Genomic DNA, 18,943 nt, shown 5'->3' on the forward strand with positions numbered 1-18,943 from the left:
CCACAGCGCAGTGGTGTATGCTAGGGAAAAAATCGATGGGGATAACAACATGGTGAGGTGGCACAGCAAAAGTCTGTGGATGTTGACAGCGGCCTGCCTGTTGCCCGTACTTGCAGCCGCCGAGCCGATATCGCTGCGCACCGCCGCCCAGGAAGGCACCGAACCCAAATTCATTGCCGCCGGCAAGGACCACATCATCGGCCTGTGCATCGACATCATGCGCGCCATCGAGCAGGTCGATCCTGGCCTGCGCTTCACCGGCGACCAGCACTGGAAGCCGCTGATCCGCGCCTACTCCGAACTGGAAGCCGGCGTCGAGGACGTGCAGTGCGCGGTACAGCGCACTGCCGAACGCGAGAAGCGCTTCAATTTCATCGGCCCTCCGCTATACACCATCGAGTACCACTTCCTGGTGCGCAGCAGCGACAATCTCACCATCCACAGCTGGGACGACGTGCGCAAGCTGGCGCCCAACGGCGTGGTGCTGGTCAACCGCGGTTTCGCCGCTGGCGACATCGTGGCGGCCATGGGCGGCATCGAAGTCGATGCCAGCTCTACCAATCAGGAGCTGAATCTGCAAAAATTGATAGCCGGACGCGGCCGCCTGTATTTCCACCGCGGCCCGGGCCTGCAAAAGCTGCTGGAGCGGACTGGCACTACCGACAAGGTGAAAATCCTGCCGCAGGTGATGTACAGCGCCAAACTGTACTTCGCCGCCAGCAAGCAGCTCGACGGCAAGGTCAGCGAACGTGTCACCAACGCGCTGTTCATGCTGGAGAAAAAAGGGGAACTGGAAAGGCTGATGCGCAAATGGGACTAGCAATCTCACGGACACTGCACACACTGCTGCTCGGCTGCGGCATGCTGTTGCTCGCCCCTATCACGCCGAGTGCCACGGCCGCGCCCACGCCGCTGCGCGTGGTAGCGCAGGAAGGGACTGAGCCCAAGTTCATCCCGGCCGGCATCGGCCGCGTGGTCGGCCTGTGCGTCGACCTGTTCCGCGCCATCGAGCGCGTCGAGCCCAACGTGGTGTTTGTCGGCGACCAGCAATGGCTGCCGCTGCTGCGCGCCCACTCGGAACTGGCCACCCACCAGCACGACGCCCTGTGCGCCGTGCAGCGCACCGACGAGCGCGCGCGCCAGTATATCTTTCTCGATCCACCGCTGTTCCAGCTACGCTACCAGCTGATTGCGCGCGCCGACGATACGGTCGTCATCAACAACTGGGACGATGTGCGCAAGCTCGGTAGCAAGGGCGTCATCCTGACCAACCGCGGCTACGTCACGCCGGAAATGCTGGAGCGCATCGGCGGCCTGCAGGTCGATCCCAGCGCCACCAGCCCGGCCATGAACCTGCAAAAGCTGATCGCCGGACGCGGCCGCTTTTTCCTGCACCGCGCGCCCGGCATGCAAGGCTTCGTCGAACGTGCCGGCGCCAGCCAGCGGGTGAAGATCCTGCCGACCGTGCTGATTACCACCGATGTCTATATGGCGATGGGCACCCACGTCGATCCAGCCGTGCGGCTGCGGGTGCAGCGCGCCATCGAGCAGCTGGAGAAATCCGGCGAGATGACGCGCTTGTTGAAAAAATGGGACTGACTACTCTCCGATCATGCGGGCCTTGCCCGACACCCTGATCGAACTGCCTGCCTCATCCGAAATCTGCACATGCAGATGGCAAGGCGCGCCCATGTCCTCGCCCTGGATGATGTCAATCGCACCGCCGTGCGGCCAGTCGAGGTCGCGCAGGTAGCCGGCCAGCGCCGCCGCAGCCGCACCGGTGGCAGGATCTTCATACACCCCGCTCGACGCAAACGGATTGCGCGCATGGAAGCGCTGCGGCGTTTCCGCGTGCACCAGTGAAATGGTGGTCAGGTCATAGCGCTGCATCAGGCTGCGCCCCGCACCGAGCTCGTAGCGCATGGCACGCAGCTTGTCACGCTTGGACAGCGCCAGCACCAGGTGCTGTACGCCGCCGCTGGCAATCGCCGGCGGAATGCGGTCATCCAGATCGGACAGCGAGTAACCAAACAGCTTCAGGGATTCCAGCACCAGCGCCGGCGAGGCAGGCGCGCTGGACGTGGCCGGCGATTGCAATGCGGCCGTCGCGCCGTTGGCGTGGGCGCGGCCCTCCACCGTCACTTTTGCATTGTTGGTAGTCAGCGGGAAAATGCCATCACCGTTCTGCTGCGCCAGCACGGCGCCCAGCGCGATGGTGGCATGGCCGCAGAACGCTACCTCGCCGTCCGGCGAAAAATAACGCACGCGCCAGCCATCCCCTTGCGGCGCGGCAAACACCGTTTCCGAGTAGCCCATTTCAGCGGCAATGCGCTGCATGGCAGGCTCCTCTGGTAGCGAGGCGCGGATCATCACGCCGGCTGGATTGCCGCCCTCTTCACCGGTGGTGAAGGCGGCAACTTTGTGAACTTTGGTAATGGTCTGCATGATGTCTCCGTGATCGATGGGAGTGGAAAACTTGATTGACAGCAATGACGGTATTGGCCACTATCTTTGTTTCACTGACTTTATTTTTTAGCGAGCTCGCCATGACTATACCGCGACTTTCAATTCTTGCCTTCATCATTTCGGCCCAGTTGACGGGCCTGGCTTTTGCAGCAGATCCTGTAGCAGCCAAACACGCCATCACGCACGAGGATGTGTGGCTGATGAAGCGCGTCGGCGCACCGCAGCCCAGCCCGGACGGGCGTTGGGCCGTGTTTTCAGTCACCGATCCAGCCTACGATAGCAAGGAGCAATGGTCGGACTTGTGGATCAAATCGCTGACCGATGAATCGCCTGCCCGCCGCCTGACTTTCAGCAAGGGCGGCGAAGGTTCGGCGAACTGGTCGCCGGATAGCAAGCAGCTACTGTTCGTCGCCAAGCGCGACGGTGATGACGCCGGCCAGATCTACCGCATCGATATCGCCGGCGGCGGCGAGGCGCAGCGCCTGACCACGCTCACCTTGGGCGCACGCCAGCCGAAATTCAGCCCGGACGGCAAGCAAATCCTGTTCGTCAGCGACATCTTCCCCGGCAACACCAGCGAAGACGACGTCAAGAAAACCGCCAAGGAACGCAAGGACCGCAAGTACAGCGCACGCGCTTATGAAAGCTTCCCGCCGCGCTTCTTCGACAAATGGCTGGACGATAAAAAAGTCCGCCTGTTCGTGATGGAGGCCGACGCCAGCGCCCAGCCGCGCGACCTGCTGAGCGGCACCAGGCTGGCGGCACTGCCGGGCTTTGGTGGCGGCCAGGGCGACGAAGGCCAGTCGCTGGACGCGATCTGGTCACCGGACGGCAAGGCCGTGGTGTTCTCGGCCTCGACCAACCGCGACGAACTGGCGCGCGCCTCCGGCACCACGCAAATCTTCAGCGTGCCAACCGCCGGCGGCGAAGCCACCCAGCTGACCGCCGACAAGCACAGCTACAACAACCTGAAATTCAGCGCCGACGGCAAGACCTTGTTCACGCTGACCGAGGCAGAAGAAGAAGGCAAGGTCTACGACGTCAGCCGCCTCGCCAGCCTGGCATGGCCGGTGACCAACGCCACGCCGAAAATCCTGACCGCATCGCTGGACCGTTCGATCTCGCGCTACGCCCTGCCGGCTGGTGGCAACCGCATCGTGTTCAGCTTCGAGCACGCAGGCCTGGAGCAACTGCATTCGATCAACTACGCGGGCGGCGACTTGCGCGACGAAGCATCACTGCCAACCGGCAGCATCAACTCGCTGAATGCGGGCGGCAAGGCGCTGGTGGGCGTGTGGGAATCCTCGATTAATCCGCCGGAGGTGTACGCGTTTGGTAAGGGCGCACCGAAGCGCCTGACCTCGTTCAACACCGAGCGCGCGAACACCATCGACTGGCAAACGCCGGAACACTTCTGGTTCAAGGCCAGCGATGGCCGCATGATCCACAACATGATCGTCAAGCCAGCCAACTTCGACCCGAACAAGAAGTACCCGCTGTTCGCAGTCATCCACGGCGGCGCGGCCAATATGTGGCGCGACCAGTTCGTCATCCGCTGGAACTACCACCTGCTGGCCCAACCGGGATATGTGGTGCTGCTGACCGACTACAAAGGCTCGACCGGCTACGGCGAAGAATTTGCCCGCGCCATCCAAGGTGATCCACTGAAAGGTCCAGGCGACGAAGTCAACGAAGCCGTTGATGAAGCCGTCAAAAAATATAACTACGTCGACGGCAGCAAGCTGGCCGCAGGCGGCGCCAGCTACGGCGGCCACCTGGCCAACTGGCTGCAAGCGACCACCACGCGCTACAAAGCCATCGTTTCGCACGCAGGCGAGATGGACTTGATTATGCAATGGGGCAGCAGCGACAGCATCTGGGGCCGCGAAGTCAACAGCGGCGGTCCGGTGTGGAGCGACAAAGCCGTGTGGCGTGAACAAAGCCCGGTACTGCAAGGCGGTAACCACGCCAAGGGCACCGGCTTCAGCACGCCTATCCTGATCTCGGTGGGCGAGCTCGACTACCGCGTGCCGGCCAACAACGCGCTGATGAACTTCGCCACCCAGCAACGTCTGAATGTGCCAAGCAAGCTGTTAGTATTCCCGGATGAGAACCACTGGATTCTCAAGGGCGAGAACAGCCGCTACTTCTACAGCGAAGTGCACGGCTGGCTGGCGAAATACCTCAAATAACAAGGAGACTGTATGACGATTGCAAACTGGTGCGTGATGATTGCCTGCCTGCTGCCGACGGCCACCGTGGGGCTGGCGAAACTCACTTCGCGCGGCGCGGAAGCGTACAACAACAAGCGGCCACGCGAGTGGGTGTCCGGACTGACGGGCTGGAAGGCACGCGCCAACGCGGCGCAGCTGAACGGCTTTGAAGCACTGCCGCTGTTCATTGCGGCCGTGGTGCTGGCCCAGCAGGCACACGCGGACCAGGGCAGCATCGATCAACTGGCGATGGCCTTTATCGTGGCGCGGCTGGTGTACATCGCCATGTATCTGGCCAACCAGCACGTGCTGCGTACCCTGGTGTGGATAGGCGGCGCCGCCATCAGCATCGCCATCCTTGCTTTGACTTAAGCAGCCTTGGCCTGCGCAGGCGCTGCTGCGGCAGCGCCTGCCGGTTTGCGGATCAGCAGGATGAGCGCGGCCGCCACCAGGCAAGCCGCACCGGCTGCCAGCAGCGCCGGATTGTAAGTCAGCAGCAGCGTGCGCACGCGGCCCGCGCCGTATGCCGCCACCGCAGCACCCAACTGGTGGGCAGCGAAGATCCAGCCAAACACCATCCCCACCTTTTCCTTGCCAAAGGTCGCACCGGCCAGACGCACCGTCGGCGGCACCGTGGCAATCCAGTCCAGCCCGTAGAACATGGCAAACAGCGACAAGCCATACAGCGTGAATTCCGAATACGGCAGCCACAGCAGCGACAAGCCACGCAAGCCGTAGTAGGCCAGCAGCAGCTTGCGGTTATCGTAGCGGTCCGACAGCCAGCCCGATGCAATCGTACCGACCAGGTCAAATGCGCCCATCATCGCCAGCACCGATGCCGCCGGCACCGGGCCGAGGCCAGCATCGCCGCACAGCGAAATGAAGTGGGTCTGAATCAGACCGTTCGTGCTGAGACCGCAGATGAAGAAGGTCGCCGCCAAAATCCAGAACACGCGGTTGCGCGAAGCTTCCGCCAGGATCTTGAACGGCGTGCCAAACGTGACGCGCATGGCCGGCACAACAGCAGCCGGCGTGCCCGGCGCCGCACCGTACGGCGCCAGGCCCACATCGCTCGGGCGGTTACGCATGAACAGGTAAATCGCCACCGCCATCACCGCACAGGCAATCAGCACCGGCATCACCGCCGTGCGCCAGCCGAAGCGCTCGATCATCCACGCCGCCACCGGCAGGAAGATCAGCTGGCCGGTGGCCGAGCTGGCCGTCAGAATGCCGACCACCAGACCGCGATGGCTTTCAAACCAGCGGTTCGATACCACTGCGCTCAGCACCAGCGCCGTCATGCCGGAGCCAACGCCCAGCATCACGCCCCAGAACAGCACCAGATGCCAGAACTGCGTCATCTGCGTGGCCAGCGCCATGCCGGTAGCCACCAGCGTCAGCGCCGTCACCACCACATTGCGCAGGCCGAAGCGCTCCATCAGGATGGCGGCAAACGGCCCCATCAAACCAAACAGCGCAAAGCGTACCGCCAGCGCTGAGGAAATCTGCTCCACGTCCCAGCCAAACTCCTTCGACAGCGGCTGCAGCAAAGCGCCCGGCAAGCCCAGCGCAGCTGACGAGCTAAGCCCGGTCAGGAAAGTCAGGGTCACGATCACCCAGGAAAAATGCAGGCCGCGCCGCTGCATCCAATTCGATAACGGTTGTGCAAACATGAAGATCCTCACGATAGCGATGCGCGCCGGAAGGCACGCTTGGCTATCATTTTAAATTACGATCATCATGAATACAAGCAAAAAGGTGGCGCCCGGCTGCACTGGGAGAAATGCAGCCGGGCGCCGGGGCTAAGCGGACTCAGGGGGGAGGTCCGCTAGCCTGTTACTTGATGCGCAGGGAACTTTGCACTTTATTGACGCCTTTGACATTACGTGCCACGTCCACGGCCTTGTCCACTTCCGTTTGCGATGGCACGAAGCCGCTCAGCATCACGGTGCCGTTGGTGGTTTCCACGTGCACGTCCAGCGATTTCAGCGCAGGCTCAGCCAGCAGTTCGGTTTTCACCTTGGTGGTGATAGCGGAGTCAGCCAGCGTATCTTTCGCCAGCGCGGTTTTCGCACGCGTTTCGCAGCCGGCCTTGTCGGTGCCGCTCAGGGCGCTGCAATCGATGCCGGTCTGCGCTACGTCAGCGGCTTTCTTGCCGGCCTTGGCGTCCTGCACCCATGCCGTGTGCTGCGACTTGGCGCCGGTCAGGCAGCTGTCCTTGTCGGCGCCGCTCTTGGAGGAGCACTGGGCTTTGGCCAGGCTGTAGTTGGCATCAGCGACATTGATCTGGGCATTTTCGACGGACTTTTTATCGTTCTTGTACTGCATGGCGGCAGTCGACTCGGTGTTTGCGCGGTTGACCTTGGCCTGCTCCACGCAGACATCTTTGGCGTTGCCGGATTGCGCATCGCAAGCAGCCTTGGCGGTTTTGTAGTCAGCGTCAGATTTGTTGATTGCCGCTTTGTACGCCACGGTGTCGTTATTCGGGGTGGCAGCGAAAGCGGCGCTGGCGGCGGAGGCCAGCACGAAGCAGAGTAATTTATTCATGATGTGTCCCTCTTGTGGTGGTTGATGAACACCATTAGACGCCCGCACAGCGACTAGCTCCGTGCGGAAACGTACATAGACGGAATTTAACGGTCGAGCAACAAGCCTTGTTGCCACAGGCGGTCCGCCTGTTCGAACATTGGCAGGCCGGCAGCGAAGGCGGCGCCGGTGGGCGCTTGCTGCAGCCAGATCAGGGTACTGTGCGAGCCAGCCGCAGGCGATGGCTGGCGTACTTGCAGCATCCAGTTCGCCACGGCAGCATATTGCTCGGGATGGCGCTGCTGCGTCCACGCCAGCGCCACCAGGTCGGCATAGCCTTCCTCGCGGCGGGTGTCAGCGGCGGGCTGCTGTTCGTTGGCCTCGAAGCCGGCCGGCATCACATGCCACACGCCTTGCGCGTAACGCCAACAGTGGCCGATTTCATGCGCCACCATGGCCTCGATCATCAGCGGGCGTTGTTCTGGAGCGACGGTCTTGAGGATATCTTCGGCGTTGGGATTGCCGCGCATGGACAGCACCAGCTTGCAGCGGCCATTGTCATAGCCCAGCGCCAGCGGCACATCGGTGGCACGCGCCTGTGGTTGTACGGTGATATCGAGCGGCAGCTTGAGTTCCTGCTTGGCATAGGAGAGCACAGCAGCGCCAGCTTTCAGCCAGCGCATTTCCACCTCGGTCAGCTCGGCCGCAGAGGCAAGGCCGGTGGCCAGCAACAGCAAGGGGAATAAGGTGCGCTTGATCATGGTGATCAAACTGTAGCATGCGCCGGGCAAGGAAAATTGCCCGGCGGCAGGTAAATTACTACGTAGAAAAGATGAAATGCTTACTTGCCCAACAAGGTGTTGGCAGTTTTGAATTCCGGACGGATGTCGTTCGGTACAGCTTTCATTTTATCCAAGGCTTTTTGCACGTCAGGACGGATCACCACGTACTTGGCCATCATCGCCTTGGCGCGCGCGTAGTCGCCGGTGGCTTCGATGGTCAGGAACTCGCGATCGAGGTCCATCACGGCTTGCTTGATCTTGCTGAAGTCGACCGAGAAGGTACCATCGCCGTGCGACACGAAGCCGCCTTTGTCGAGGATGTAGTTCATCTGGATCGCCATGCCGCGCGCGTGCGAATCGGTCAGGCCGAAGTGCAGCGTGCGGAAGCCCGATGCGAGGAAGGTGGTGTACAGCTTGCGCTCCGCCGCTGCGCCCTGCCCCAGCGTGCCTTGCAACTGGCCTTTGTCCATCATATAGGCCAGCGCGTACAGGCCGGTGATGTCAGCCTTGGCCTCTTCGATGGTCGAATAGGCTTCCTTCAGATCCTGGCGCGGGGTCGATTCCTTGCCGCCGTTTTTGGTGATGTGCGGACCGAGACCGTGCGTGATTTCATGCGCGAGGATGTGGGTGAAGAAGGAGTCGAAGTCCACGTCCTTCTGGTCAGCTTTGCGCAGTACCAGCTTGGAGATCGGCGTCAGCGTCGATTTGAATTTCGCCTGCTGCACGTTCTTCAGCATGATGCGCTTGGAGCCGCGCTGGCTGATGATGCGTTCATCGTTTGGCAGGTTGTAGGCGGCGGTTTGCACGCCCATATTGCCGTCGCCGGCGCCATAGACTTGATTGACTACCACCATCGGCGCCAGCGCACCGACTTTAGGATTGCGGTACTGCGCATCCAGCGGCAGGTTGTCTTCCAGTTCCTGCATATGCTTGGCGAAGAAGTCCAGCTTCTGCGTTTCCTTCTGGTCGCGAATATTCACGTACGCTTCAAACGCGGCCTTGTAGCCAAACAGTTCGTCGTTGTAGGTCTCGTATGGGCCGATGGTGATATCGACCGGCGAATCCAGATCCATCCAGGCGAAGTCGGAAGGCAGGTAGTCGTTGCTCAGGAAAGCATCGGCGCGCAGGTCGAGGAATTTTTTGAGAGAGGCGTTATCGGTATCGGCGGCGGCTTGCTTAAGCAGCGCTGCGGCTTTTTCCAGATCCGCCTTGTATTCATCGGAGTACTTCACGACGGTGAACTGGCCATCCTTGTTCTTGCGGATAGTGGTGAAGAACCACTGCGCCTGCTCCTTGTCGATGGCTGGCAAAGCGTTCATCCAGGTTTCCAGTTCGGCCTTGGTCGCACCTTCCGGATAGAAGTTGGCGGCTTCCGGCTTCTTGGCTGGCACCGTCAGGCCGCCTACTTCGGCTGGCAGGAAGGACTGGTGATCGTCGAGGATGGACCACGGACCTTTATTGAGCCAGAAGTAGTCCAGGCGTGCCTTGCCCAGCGGCGTGGTGTCCTTTTGCAGCGCAGCCCACAGGGCCTCGTTGCCGGACCAGCGCTGGCGCAGCTGCAGCACATCGATAATCTTGGCCGCTTCAATCAGCTTGGCGATGGCTTTCTTGTCGCCGGCCGAGAGTTGGCTGGTGTCAGCGGTCAGCGCGATCGGCGCGTAACGCTTGGTCATCTTGTTCAGGTCAGTCACGCTCGCGGGTGCGGCGTAGGCAGTGGCGCAAGCGACGGCGAGCGCCAAAGGGAGCAGGATTTTTTTCATGTGGTCCTCTTGTGGAGTGAGGCCCACATTGTAATCCACTACCAGGCCTTGTAAACCTTGCCGGTCTGCGCGCCATCGACACTGCGCGCATACGACAACGCCGCGCGGCTGGCAGCTACCGGTTCAAAGCCGACGAAGAACGGACCGTAGCTGTCCATCGACTCCTTCAACACCGTCGGGCTGACGACATTGATCCGTAAGCCGCGCGACAGCTCAATCGCCGCGCCGCGCACAAAGCCTTCGATGGCCGAGTTGACCATGCTGGCGCTGGCGCCGTTGCGGATAGGCTCTTCCGCCACGATGCCGCTGGTGAGTGTGATCGAGCCACCGTCGTTCAGGTATTCCTGCGCCACCAGCGCCACGTTCACTTGTCCCATCAGCTTGCTGTTCAAGCCGACATAGAACTGCTCCGGCGTAAAGCTGGCCAATGGTGCGAAGTGCAGCAAACCAGCCGTCACCACCACCGCATCCACCTTGCCAACCTTGGCGAACAGGCCGCGCACCTGCGCGACGTCAGCGAAATCCACCTGATGCTGGCCGCTGGTTGCACCCACCGTTATCACCTCGTGGCGCTGGCCCAGTTCCTCGACTACCGCTTTGCCTACTGCGCCCGTGGCACCGATCACGATTACTTTCATGCTGCCCTCCGTTAGAAAACAACAGTATGCGCTTCTTCATCACGCAGCTGGAGGCGACACTGGGCGCACGCCTGCTGACGCGCACCACGCGCCGCCAAAGCCTGACCGAAATCGGCAGCCAGTACGCCGAGCAATGCCGCGCCATCCTCGCGCAGATCGCCGCCGCCGAACGCGGAGCGGAAGCCATGCGTAGCGTGCCGCGCGGACGCTTGCGCATTACCGCCTCCACCTCCTTCGGCACCGAATGGCTGGCTCCCGCCATCACCGACTACCTGCGCCTGTATCCCGAAGTGAGCGTGGACCTGAACCTGAACGACCGTATGGTGGACCTGGTGGAGGAAGGCTACGATGCCGCCATCCGCATCGGCGCGCCAGCGGATTCGAGCCTGATTGCGCGTCCGCTGCGCCCTTATGCGATGGCGATCTGCGCCTCTCCCGGCTACCTGAAAAAGTACGGCACACCGCGCAAGCCGGAAGACCTGGCCAAGCATGAATGCCTTGACTTCGTGGTGGGCGATGTCGGCGTGCGCTGGCGCCTGCAATCGGTGCACGGCAAACGGTGGAACGCTTCGGACCAGCGGCACAACTGCCGCTGGCCTCTTCCGCGTAAAAAGTTACTGCGCTTTGATCGCGCCGTTCTGCGCTACTTGCGACAGCTGCGCCGAAGGCTGCCAGCCAGCGCCCAGCGAACGCGCTACCGCAACAGCAGCCAGCAGGCGCTGGGTGTTGATCTGTACCGCAGCGCGATCCGCCGCCAGTGCGCTGCGTTGCGCATCGGTCACGTCGAGGTAGGTCGACACACCGCGCTCGTAGCGCGCACGCGCCACCAGGTAGCCGCGCGCCGCCGCCACTTGCGAGGCCTTCTGCGCATCGCCTTGCAGCTGGCGTTGCTGCACGTCCGACAGCGCATCTTCCACTTCGCGCAGTGCGGTCAGCAGCTTGGTTTGGTGATTAGCCACGGCTTCTTCGTAACGCGCCTTGGCGATCGCCAGGTTGGCCTTGTTGCGGCCACCGTCAAAGATCGGCAGCGACAGCGCCAGCGGACCAACGCTGAACTGGCGCGCATCCCCCTTGGCCAGGTTGCTCAGGCTCTCGGAGGCGAAACCGAAGTTACCGGTCAGCGAGAACGAAGGATAGAACGCACCTTCCGCCACGCCGATCTGCGCATTGTTCGCACGCAGGGTCGCTACGCTGCCCGCCAAATCAGGACGCTGTGCCAGCAGGCTAGCTGGCAGGCCAACTGGAATAGCAGGTGGTTGCGGCAGTACGGTGGCATCAGCATTCGCCGCAGTCAGCATGGCCGATGGCGATGCACCAACCAGCGTGGCCAGGCTGTGTTCCAGCAGATTGCGTTGACGCTGCACTTCATGCAGGTCCGCTTGCGCATTGGCACGCTCGATGCGGGCACGCGACACGTCCAGCTCATTCGACAGGCCGGCGTCAAAGCGTGCAGTCACCAGTTCTTCGGATTCGCGGCGGGTATCCAGCGCACCTTTCAGGATGGCGATTTCGGCGTCGAGGCCGCGCAGCTGCCAGTAGGTGGTCGCCAGTTGCGACGACAGAACCAGCAGCACGCCGTCGCGATCCGCCTCCGCCGCCAGCGCTTGCGCGTCCGAAGCTTCTACCAGACGGCGCACGCGGCCCAGCAGATCCACTTCATACGAGAAGCTGGAACCGACCGAGTAATTATTACCCTTGATCGAACGATGGCCCAGCGCCAGACCTTGCGAAGTCTCGGCCGAAGTGCGCGAGTTCGAAATGCCAGCGTTGACGCTCAACTGCGGCTGCTCGTTCGCACGCGCCACGCCGGCTTGTTCCAGCGCCTGCACCAGACGCTGTGCAGCAGCTTTCACGCTTGGATTGTCGCGCAGCGCGGTTTCTTCCAGATGGTTCAGAGTGGTGTCGTTAAACACGGTCCACCATTGCGCGGGCAGGTGTGCCTCATTGGTACCTGCATTGGCACCTGCTTGCGGCACGTGGCGGAACGACGCATCGGCGACATTGGCCGGCGCTTTAAAATCCGTGCCGACAGTGGCGCAGCCAGTGACTGCCAAAGTGACGGAAACAGCGAGCGTCAGGCGCTTCAGAGCTGAATTCAACATGATTACCTCTTAATTTTTTGTGTTAGTGAGCACCGCCGCCGCCACCACCAGATGGGGCTTTGACTTTATCCGAGAACCACAGCACGCCGATACAAGCGAACAGCACCATCGCAACGAGGAAGAAGCCATCGTTGTAGGCCATCACATATGCTTCGCGGCGCACGATGCCGTCGACTGCTTTCAAAGCCATGTCCGACGCGGTATTGCTATCGAAGCCTTTGGCGACGAACGACGACGTCAAAGCGCTCAAACGCTCCTGAGTAGCCAGCGCAAAATTGCTGACCGATTCACCGATGCGCGCCGAGTGGAAATGCTCGCGATTCGTCAGCGCAGTTGCCAGCAGTGCGATACCGATCGAACCACCCAAGTTACGGGTCATGTTGATCAGGCTCGAAGCCGATGGCATATCTTTCGGCTGGATGCCATTCATCGCGAAGTTCGACAGCGTCAGCATCACGAAAGGCTGGCCCAGTGCGCGCACGATCTGCGACAGCAAGAGCTGGTCGTAGCCAGTAGTCGCGTCCATGTAGGAGTTCATCAGGCAGGAACCGCCGAACAGCAGCAGACCAAACGTGCACAGGATGCGGTTGTCGACCTTCGACGACAGCTTGGCCACGAACGGCATGATGAACAGCTGCGGCAAGCCGGCCCACATGATGACCTCACCAATCTGCATCGGCGAGTAGCCCGGAATCTGCGCTAGGAACAGCGGCAAGATGAAAGCAGAACCATACAGGCCCATACCCATCGCCATCGACAGCGCGGTGGCAGCGGCGAAGTTACGCTGACCGTACAAGCCCAGGTTCACAAACGGCTGCTTGCGCGTGGCGCCGGTCACCACCCAACCCAGCAAGCCGATAACAGCCAGCGCTGCGAAGGTGTTGATAAACGCGGAGTCGAACCAGTCCTTGGTATTGCCTTCTTCAAGGAAGATGGTCAGGCTACCGAGGCCCATTGCCATGAAGGCGATACCCAGCCAGTCTGCAGTGAACAGCGCCGACAGATTCGACTTCTCTTTATCGAGACCGACTGCAATACCGCCAATCAGCAGCAGGCCCGGTACCCAGTTGATGTAGAAGATCGACGGCCAGCCATACAGCTCGCTCAAATAGCCACCCAGCGTTGGGCCCATCGAAGGCGCCAGCGTTGCGGTCAAACCGAAGATCGCCATGCCGGTCGCACGTTTCGATGCAGGCAGCTTGGCCATCACCAGCGTCATCGCCATGGGTATCAATGCGCCGCCGGTAAAGCCTTGCAGCATGCGAAAGGCGATCATGCTTGGCAGATTCCATGCGAAGCCGCACAGCGTGGAAAACACCAGGAACAGCGAGGTGGTGCCCATCATGTAAGCGCGCATACCGAACACGCGTACAAACAAACCGGTCATCGGGATCACGATAATCTCGGCCACCAGATAAGCGGTGGCGATCCACGAGCCCTCTTCCTGCGTGGCCGACAGCGTGCCGAGAATATCTTTCAGCGACGAGTTGGTGATCTGGATATCCAGCACCGCCATGAAGGCGCCCAGCATGCCGGCGGCAACCGCTAGCCATGTGCGTGCGGAGACCTTCTCGCCTGGCTGCGGCGGGACAAATGTAGCATTAGCCATGAGAGGCTCCCTGATTACTTAGAGTCTTTCTGGTTGATCGCTACTTCAGCGATCGCCGACATACCCGGCACCAGACGGCCGCTCAGGGCTTTCACATCTTCAGATTTGAAGACCACTTTGACCGGCACACGCTGCACGATCTTGGTGAAGTTACCGGTGGCGTTATCGGCCGGCAGCAGCGCGAATTGCGCGCCCGATGCTGGCGAGAAGCTGTCCACTTTGCCGATCAGTTCTTTGCCTGGAATCGCATCGATGGTCACTTTGACTTCCTGGCCGATTTTCATGTCAGCCAATTGGGTCTCTTTGAAGTTCGCGGTCAGCCACACGTTTTCCTGCACGATGGCAGTCAGCTGCTGGCCTGGTTGCACGCGCTGGCCGACTTCAACGGAGCGCTTGCCGATGCGGCCCGACACTGGCGCCAGGATTTTGTTGTAAGCCAGTTGCTGCTTGGAGTCCTTCAGTTGCACTTGCAGCACTGCGACCTGCGCGCTCAGTACATCACGTGCCGATTTGGCCGAAGCGATTTGCGCCTTGGCGGCGACAGCGCTGTCTTTACGTGCTGCGACATCGGCGGTAGCGCTGGCGCGGGTGGCGACGGCGGCATCCAGTTCGGCTTTCGATACGGCTTTCATCTGGCTGTTATACAGCTGGCCGAAACGCTCGGCGTCCTGCTTGGCGCGTACCAGTTGCGCTTCCGACTGCGCCACTTGGGCGGCGGCGGCGCTGGCTTGTGCCTGCACTTGGGCGATCTGTGCGTCGGCCTGCGACACTTGCTGCTGGGCCGAGGCGATTTGCGCCTGGATCTGTTCCACTTTCACGCCCTGGTCGAACGGATCCAGCTCAGCGATCACATCGCCTTCCTTGACCATCTGGTTATCGTCGATCAGCACTTTGGTGACCACGCCGGCAATGCGGGTCGATACCGGGTGCACGTGACCTGCCACGTAGGCATTTTCGGTCTCAACATAGTAATGGCTGCGATACCACATGCGGCCGCCGGCGGCCAGAGCGGCCAGCGCGACGATGGCGGCGACCACCAGCACGCGGCGATTCGGTTGCTGGACTGGGGCTGCTTGAGCTGCTGCAGGAGGAACGGCGCTCAGCACTTTTTGTTCTTGGGTGGTCATGGATTGCTCCAGAAAATGAAATGAGATAGGAGCATTATCGCCACTTTCAGATCAAAGTCAAGAAATGAAACGATTGCATTTCATTTTTTTTTGGACTAGCATGTCGGCATTCGTTAATATTCCAACGCCATGAATAACACCGACCTGACTGACGACGCCGGGCTGGACGAGCAAGATTGTCCAGAAGGCATGCTTCCTGAACATTGCTTCGGCAAGGCTGCCGGCCGCCCGCGCGCTGCCGACAAAGCCGCCCGCCGCGAGGCCCTGCTGCACACCGCCGGCCAGTTGTTCCTGGAAAAAGGCTATAGCAAGGTCAGCCTGGAAATGATTGCGCGCGAAGCCCACGTGGCGGTGCGTACCATCTACGTCAAGTTTGGCGGCAAGGCCGGACTGCTGAATGCGGTCATTGCCGACGGCCGCGCTCGCTTCTTCGGCGGCATGGACAATATGGAAACCGACCAGCGCCCGATGGAAGAAATCCTCGGTGATTTTTCGCTGCGCTTCCTGGAGCTGATCTCGCTGCCGACCTTCTGCAGCCTGCACCGCATGGTGGTGGCCGAAGCCCGTTCGACGCCAGAACTGGCCGAGACCTTCTTCACCGCCGGCCCGCAACGGACGCGCGAAGAGCTGAACCGCTTCTTCGCCCGTCCCGACGTCCGCGCCCAGCTGCGCCCGGACGTGCGACCGGAAGTGCTGCCGGTGTTCCTGCTCAACTGCATCATGGGCGACCAGATGACGCGCTTGCTATTCCCGATCACTCAGCCGCCGACGCTGGATGAGCTGCGCGTGCGCGCAGCCGAAGGGCTGGACCTGTTCTTGCGCGGCGTAAAACGCTAAAACTCTCCACAGTTTTGTTATTTGTTCTATACTGATTTTTTGCAAATCGGAGAACACATGAGCAAAACGAATCGCCTCGACTGGAGCAAGCAAATTACGCTCATGAACGAGCGCATCAAACACTTCCAGGCCAATCCCGGCCAGGAACAATTGGATGCCGTAGTCACTGAGTTGAAGGCCTACGCCGAAGCAGCCCGCAGCGGCGGCATCGAAATTCCTGCCCGCTTTACCGTCAACTAAAATGCTCATCCGCACGCTGCAGGCCGACGACGTGGAACGCCTGCTGGCGTTCGAAACGGAAAATCGCGCGTGGTTCGAGCAGCATGTGGAAGCGCGCAATCCAGCCTTTTATTCTGAGGCCGGCGCGGCTGCGCATATTGCGGATTATCTCGACAGCTACGCCGCTGGCGTCATGCACCCATGCGTGCTGACCAGCGACGACGGTGCGCGCATCATCGGCCGCGCCAACTTGCGCCGCATCGACCGCGTGGCCGGCAGCGGCGAAGTCGGTTACCGCATCGCCCACAGCGAGGCACGCAAGGGATTGGCCAGCAGCTCGCTGGCCCACTTACAACAGCTGGCGCGCACGCAATACGGCCTGCGCCTGCTGAACGCATGGATTTCAGATCAAAACGCCGGATCAAAACGCGTGATGGACAAATGCGGCTTCACTCGCGACGCGCTGGCGCCGCCGCAAGTGGTGCAAATGCACGGCGTTGCGCACATCTCGCACCTTTACCAGTGCCGTTTGTAAGGACTTATTGGCCGCGTGCCTGGGCAACCAGCACATCCAGCACCTGCAGCGTGGCTGCGCCCAGTTGCGGACGCGCGATGCCGGGATTGCTGGCGTCGACCATCGACGGATTGGTCAGGTAGCGGCCAGCCACGATCAGCGTCGGCGTGCTGGTCACCTCATAGGTTGCGGCCACGCGGCCTGCACCCTTCAGACGCGTCATCACCGAGAACGAGTTGTAGGTCGCGGTGAACTTGTCCTTGTCGACGCCATTCTTCACCGCCCAGTCGATATTATCCGCATCGCTCTTCAGGCGGCGGCGTTCAACGTGCCAGGTCGTCAGGATTTTGGCGTGCAGCTGCTCTTCCAGCTTCATCGCTTCCAGCGTCAGGAACATATGCGCTTCCGGATCGTTCTCACCCGTCAGCGGCAAGTGGATGCGGCGGAAGCTGATACTATCGCCCTGCTTCTTCACCCACTCCAGCATGGCCGGTTCCAGCGCGTAGCACGCCGGGCAGTGGTACATGAAGAATTCGATCACTTCGACCTTCTTGCCCTGCACCTGCACTGGCTGCGGCGTTTTCAGGGTGGTGTACTCGGCGCCGTTGCGCGGCGCGGTGGGCGAGGCAAATGCGGTAGCGGCGCACAGGCCGGCCACCAGCAAGGCAGTCTTCAACAAACGCATGGTGATCCTCTTCAGGGCGAAAATAACAGGGTATCACTTCGGCGGTGGATGCGCCTCAAGACCGGCGATATCCTGCATCAGCGCGATCAGGCGTTTGGCGCCGAGGCCCAGCGGCCGGTCATTGAGCCACACCACATCCACCCACAGCCGCAACTCATTGCTCATGTGCGCGAAGCCGATGCGCAGTAATTCGCCGCGCTCCAGCAATGGCGCCACTTGCCGCAGCGGCAGATAAGCCCAGCCCACACCGGCGCGTACCAGGCTGAGTGTCGCCAGATGGCTATCGGTGCGCCACAGCTTGCGCGAGATGAGCACGCGCTGGTCGGCCTCCATGTCGCGGCTGAAGATGGCGATCTGGCGCAGGTCGACCAGGTCCTCCAAACGAATGCCGTCCTTCCGTTCCAACGCCAGCTTGTGGCGCGGCGAGATCACCGGCACCAGCACTTCGCTGCCCAGCTCCTGAAAGCTCTCACGGTCATTCACGCTGGGACGTTCGTAGACCAGCGCCAGCTGCGCTACGCCATCGTGCAGCATACGCAGCGCTTCGGCTTGCGGCGCGGACAGCGCCTCCACTTCCAGCGATGGGAATTCTTCCGCTAGCCGTGCCAGCGGATCGCTCCATTGCGCCGACAGCAGCTCCGGCGCAATCGCCAGCGTCAAGCGCTGCTCCAGCCCTTGATGCAGCGCCAGTGCGTGTGCCTGCAAACGGCGTAGCTGTCCTGCCATCTGGCGCGCGTCGGCCTCCAGCGCGCGCGCCGATTCGGTGGGCCGCACGTCGCGCGAACTGCGCTCGAAAAGCGTCAGGTCCAGCTCCGCCTCCAAGTTCGCAATCGCCATGCTGACCGCCGACGGCACGCGGCCCAGCGCGCGCGCCGCAGCCGAGAAGGAGCCGTGATCCAGCACCGCCAGGAAAATTGCCACATTGTCAGATGAGAAAGCCATGCGCCTCATGCTATCAGAAAAACTGAAAGCAGCTGACTTTAGTTATCAGGAAAAATTCCCTATCATGCCGTTCGTTGTTAAGAAAAAAGGAAATACCATGCAAGGCCTGAAACGCAAAGTTGTCTACGTCTCCCTATTCGAACTGATCGCCATTGGCCTGACCAGCAGCATCCTGATATTCAGCGGCCAGGACGCAGGCCATGCCGGCGCCGCAGCCGTTGCTTCGTCAGGTCTCGCCATCATCTGGAACTTCATCTTCAACTCGTTGTTCGAAACATGGGAAGCGCGCCAGGTCACGCGCGGCCGCAGCTGGAAACGCCGCGCCGTCCACGCCATCGGTTTCGAAGGCGGCTTGGTGCTGGTACTGGTGCCGCTGTTCGCATGGTGGCTCAACATCACGCTATGGGAAGCGCTGGTGCTGGATATTGGCCTGCTGCTGTTCTTCATGGTCTACACCTACATCTTCAGCCTCGCCTTCGACCGCGTGTTCGGCCTGCCCGCATCGGCGCAGGGATAAGCTAGA

The 18,943-nt window shown here is 61.2% G+C and carries 19 protein-coding genes and 1 pseudogene; 9 read left to right on the top strand and 11 right to left on the bottom strand.

Going from position 1 to position 18,943, the window contains the following annotated elements:
* Positions 1-100 precede the first annotated feature (100 nt).
* Positions 101-820: a substrate-binding periplasmic protein gene (locus tag GTP46_RS15620; RefSeq protein ID WP_229258964.1), complete on the top strand. Its 720-nt coding sequence runs from the start codon at positions 101-103 to the stop codon at positions 818-820.
* A 41-nt stretch (positions 821-861) separates the two neighbouring features.
* Positions 862-1,599: a substrate-binding periplasmic protein gene (locus tag GTP46_RS15625; RefSeq protein WP_229258965.1), complete on the top strand. Its 738-nt coding sequence runs from the start codon at positions 862-864 to the stop codon at positions 1,597-1,599.
* Here GTP46_RS15625 and GTP46_RS15630 read toward each other — a convergent pair whose 3' ends face one another.
* Positions 1,600-2,445 (bottom strand): PhzF family phenazine biosynthesis protein, encoded by an 846-nt coding sequence (locus GTP46_RS15630; protein WP_161007564.1) that lies wholly within the window; start codon positions 2,443-2,445, stop codon positions 1,600-1,602.
* Between the two features lie 101 nt (positions 2,446-2,546).
* Here GTP46_RS15630 and GTP46_RS15635 point away from each other — a divergent pair, with 101 nt between their 5' ends.
* Positions 2,547-4,658, top strand: coding sequence for a dipeptidyl-peptidase 5 (locus GTP46_RS15635; protein WP_161007565.1), 2,112 nt, complete (start codon positions 2,547-2,549; stop codon positions 4,656-4,658).
* A gap of 12 nt (positions 4,659-4,670) precedes the next feature.
* A complete protein-coding gene (locus tag GTP46_RS15640) occupies positions 4,671-5,051 on the top strand; it encodes an MAPEG family protein (RefSeq protein ID WP_161007566.1) in 381 nt (126 codons plus the stop codon).
* Here the strand turns inward: GTP46_RS15640 and GTP46_RS15645 are convergent.
* The 5 genes from GTP46_RS15645 to GTP46_RS15665 form a co-directional block, all read right to left on the bottom strand.
* Positions 5,048-6,352: an MFS transporter gene (locus GTP46_RS15645; RefSeq protein ID WP_161007567.1), complete on the bottom strand. Its 1,305-nt coding sequence runs from the start codon at positions 6,350-6,352 to the stop codon at positions 5,048-5,050. The genes GTP46_RS15640 and GTP46_RS15645 overlap by 4 nt on opposite strands.
* A 163-nt stretch (positions 6,353-6,515) precedes the next feature.
* Entirely contained in the window at positions 6,516-7,226 is a 711-nt protein-coding gene (locus GTP46_RS15650; RefSeq protein ID WP_161007568.1) for a BON domain-containing protein, read from the bottom strand.
* An 86-nt stretch (positions 7,227-7,312) separates the two neighbouring features.
* Complete coding sequence (locus GTP46_RS15655; protein WP_161007569.1) at positions 7,313-7,966, bottom strand: DUF2268 domain-containing putative Zn-dependent protease; 654 nt, start codon at positions 7,964-7,966, stop codon at positions 7,313-7,315.
* Between the two features lie 80 nt (positions 7,967-8,046).
* Complete coding sequence (locus tag GTP46_RS15660; RefSeq protein WP_161007570.1) at positions 8,047-9,747, bottom strand: dipeptidyl-peptidase 3 family protein; 1,701 nt, start codon at positions 9,745-9,747, stop codon at positions 8,047-8,049.
* Between the two features lie 38 nt (positions 9,748-9,785).
* A complete protein-coding gene (locus GTP46_RS15665) occupies positions 9,786-10,385 on the bottom strand; it encodes a short chain dehydrogenase (protein ID WP_161007571.1) in 600 nt (199 codons plus the stop codon).
* Positions 10,386-10,570: 185 nt separating this feature from the next.
* Between GTP46_RS15665 and GTP46_RS29830 the strand changes: the two are divergent.
* Positions 10,571-10,873: pseudogene (locus GTP46_RS29830) on the top strand (LysR substrate-binding domain-containing protein); the annotation flags it as partial.
* 126 nt (positions 10,874-10,999) lie between these two features.
* Here the strand turns inward: GTP46_RS29830 and GTP46_RS15675 are convergent.
* Genes GTP46_RS15675 through GTP46_RS15685 form a run of 3 tightly spaced genes read right to left on the bottom strand, consistent with a single transcriptional unit; the run spans position 11,000 to position 15,223 of the window.
* Positions 11,000-12,487 carry an efflux transporter outer membrane subunit gene (locus GTP46_RS15675; RefSeq protein ID WP_161007572.1) on the bottom strand — a complete coding sequence of 496 codons (1,488 nt, stop codon included), beginning with the start codon at positions 12,485-12,487 and terminating at the stop codon, positions 11,000-11,002.
* Positions 12,488-12,509: 22 nt separating this feature from the next.
* Complete coding sequence (locus GTP46_RS15680) at positions 12,510-14,096, bottom strand: DHA2 family efflux MFS transporter permease subunit (protein WP_161007573.1); 1,587 nt, start codon at positions 14,094-14,096, stop codon at positions 12,510-12,512.
* Positions 14,097-14,110: 14 nt separating this feature from the next.
* Positions 14,111-15,223 (bottom strand): HlyD family secretion protein, encoded by a 1,113-nt coding sequence (locus GTP46_RS15685; protein WP_161007574.1) that lies wholly within the window; start codon positions 15,221-15,223, stop codon positions 14,111-14,113.
* Positions 15,224-15,352: 129 nt separating this feature from the next.
* Between GTP46_RS15685 and GTP46_RS15690 the strand changes: the two genes are divergently transcribed.
* Genes GTP46_RS15690 through GTP46_RS15695 form a run of 3 tightly spaced genes read left to right on the top strand, consistent with a single transcriptional unit; the run spans position 15,353 to position 16,814 of the window.
* Entirely contained in the window at positions 15,353-16,060 is a 708-nt protein-coding gene (locus GTP46_RS15690; RefSeq protein WP_161007575.1) for a TetR/AcrR family transcriptional regulator, read from the top strand.
* A 57-nt stretch (positions 16,061-16,117) separates the two neighbouring features.
* A complete protein-coding gene (locus GTP46_RS29495) occupies positions 16,118-16,300 on the top strand; it encodes a hypothetical protein (RefSeq protein WP_202414304.1) in 183 nt (60 codons plus the stop codon).
* A gap of 1 nt (position 16,301) precedes the next feature.
* Positions 16,302-16,814, top strand: coding sequence for a GNAT family N-acetyltransferase (locus GTP46_RS15695; RefSeq protein WP_161007576.1), 513 nt, complete (start codon positions 16,302-16,304; stop codon positions 16,812-16,814).
* A gap of 4 nt (positions 16,815-16,818) precedes the next feature.
* Here the strand turns inward: GTP46_RS15695 and GTP46_RS15700 are convergent, their stop codons facing one another.
* On the bottom strand, positions 16,819-17,478 hold the full coding sequence (locus tag GTP46_RS15700) for a thiol:disulfide interchange protein DsbA/DsbL (RefSeq protein ID WP_161007577.1): 660 nt from the start codon (positions 17,476-17,478) through the stop codon (positions 16,819-16,821).
* Between the two features lie 33 nt (positions 17,479-17,511).
* On the bottom strand, positions 17,512-18,420 hold the full coding sequence (locus GTP46_RS15705; protein WP_161007578.1) for a LysR family transcriptional regulator: 909 nt from the start codon (positions 18,418-18,420) through the stop codon (positions 17,512-17,514).
* 97 nt (positions 18,421-18,517) lie between these two features.
* Between GTP46_RS15705 and GTP46_RS15710 the strand changes: the two genes are divergently transcribed.
* Positions 18,518-18,937 (top strand): PACE efflux transporter, encoded by a 420-nt coding sequence (locus GTP46_RS15710; protein WP_161007579.1) that lies wholly within the window; start codon positions 18,518-18,520, stop codon positions 18,935-18,937.
* Positions 18,938-18,943: the final 6 nt, after the last annotated feature.

The organism is Duganella flavida (assembly GCF_009857445.1).
Classification (GTDB): Bacteria; Pseudomonadota; Gammaproteobacteria; order Burkholderiales; family Burkholderiaceae_D; genus Rugamonas; species Rugamonas flavida.

Coding starts and splice junctions, on each gene's coding strand:
- GTP46_RS15625 (WP_229258965.1), top strand. CDS start 862: ATGCTGTTGCTCGCCCCTATCACGCCGAGTGCCACGGCCGCGCCCACG.
- GTP46_RS15630 (WP_161007564.1), bottom strand. CDS start 2,445: ATGCAGACCATTACCAAAGTTCACAAAGTTGCCGCCTTCACCACCGGT.
- GTP46_RS15635 (WP_161007565.1), top strand. CDS start 2,547: ATGACTATACCGCGACTTTCAATTCTTGCCTTCATCATTTCGGCCCAG.
- GTP46_RS15640 (WP_161007566.1), top strand. CDS start 4,671: ATGACGATTGCAAACTGGTGCGTGATGATTGCCTGCCTGCTGCCGACG.
- GTP46_RS15645 (WP_161007567.1), bottom strand. CDS start 6,352: ATGTTTGCACAACCGTTATCGAATTGGATGCAGCGGCGCGGCCTGCAT.
- GTP46_RS15650 (WP_161007568.1), bottom strand. CDS start 7,226: ATGAATAAATTACTCTGCTTCGTGCTGGCCTCCGCCGCCAGCGCCGCT.
- GTP46_RS15655 (WP_161007569.1), bottom strand. CDS start 7,966: ATGATCAAGCGCACCTTATTCCCCTTGCTGTTGCTGGCCACCGGCCTT.
- GTP46_RS15660 (WP_161007570.1), bottom strand. CDS start 9,747: ATGAAAAAAATCCTGCTCCCTTTGGCGCTCGCCGTCGCTTGCGCCACT.
- GTP46_RS15665 (WP_161007571.1), bottom strand. CDS start 10,385: ATGAAAGTAATCGTGATCGGTGCCACGGGCGCAGTAGGCAAAGCGGTA.
- GTP46_RS15675 (WP_161007572.1), bottom strand. CDS start 12,487: ATGTTGAATTCAGCTCTGAAGCGCCTGACGCTCGCTGTTTCCGTCACT.
- GTP46_RS15680 (WP_161007573.1), bottom strand. CDS start 14,096: ATGGCTAATGCTACATTTGTCCCGCCGCAGCCAGGCGAGAAGGTCTCC.
- GTP46_RS15685 (WP_161007574.1), bottom strand. CDS start 15,223: ATGACCACCCAAGAACAAAAAGTGCTGAGCGCCGTTCCTCCTGCAGCA.
- GTP46_RS15690 (WP_161007575.1), top strand. CDS start 15,353: ATGAATAACACCGACCTGACTGACGACGCCGGGCTGGACGAGCAAGAT.
- GTP46_RS29495 (WP_202414304.1), top strand. CDS start 16,118: ATGAGCAAAACGAATCGCCTCGACTGGAGCAAGCAAATTACGCTCATG.
- GTP46_RS15695 (WP_161007576.1), top strand. CDS start 16,302: ATGCTCATCCGCACGCTGCAGGCCGACGACGTGGAACGCCTGCTGGCG.
- GTP46_RS15700 (WP_161007577.1), bottom strand. CDS start 17,478: ATGCGTTTGTTGAAGACTGCCTTGCTGGTGGCCGGCCTGTGCGCCGCT.
- GTP46_RS15705 (WP_161007578.1), bottom strand. CDS start 18,420: ATGGCTTTCTCATCTGACAATGTGGCAATTTTCCTGGCGGTGCTGGAT.
- GTP46_RS15710 (WP_161007579.1), top strand. CDS start 18,518: ATGCAAGGCCTGAAACGCAAAGTTGTCTACGTCTCCCTATTCGAACTG.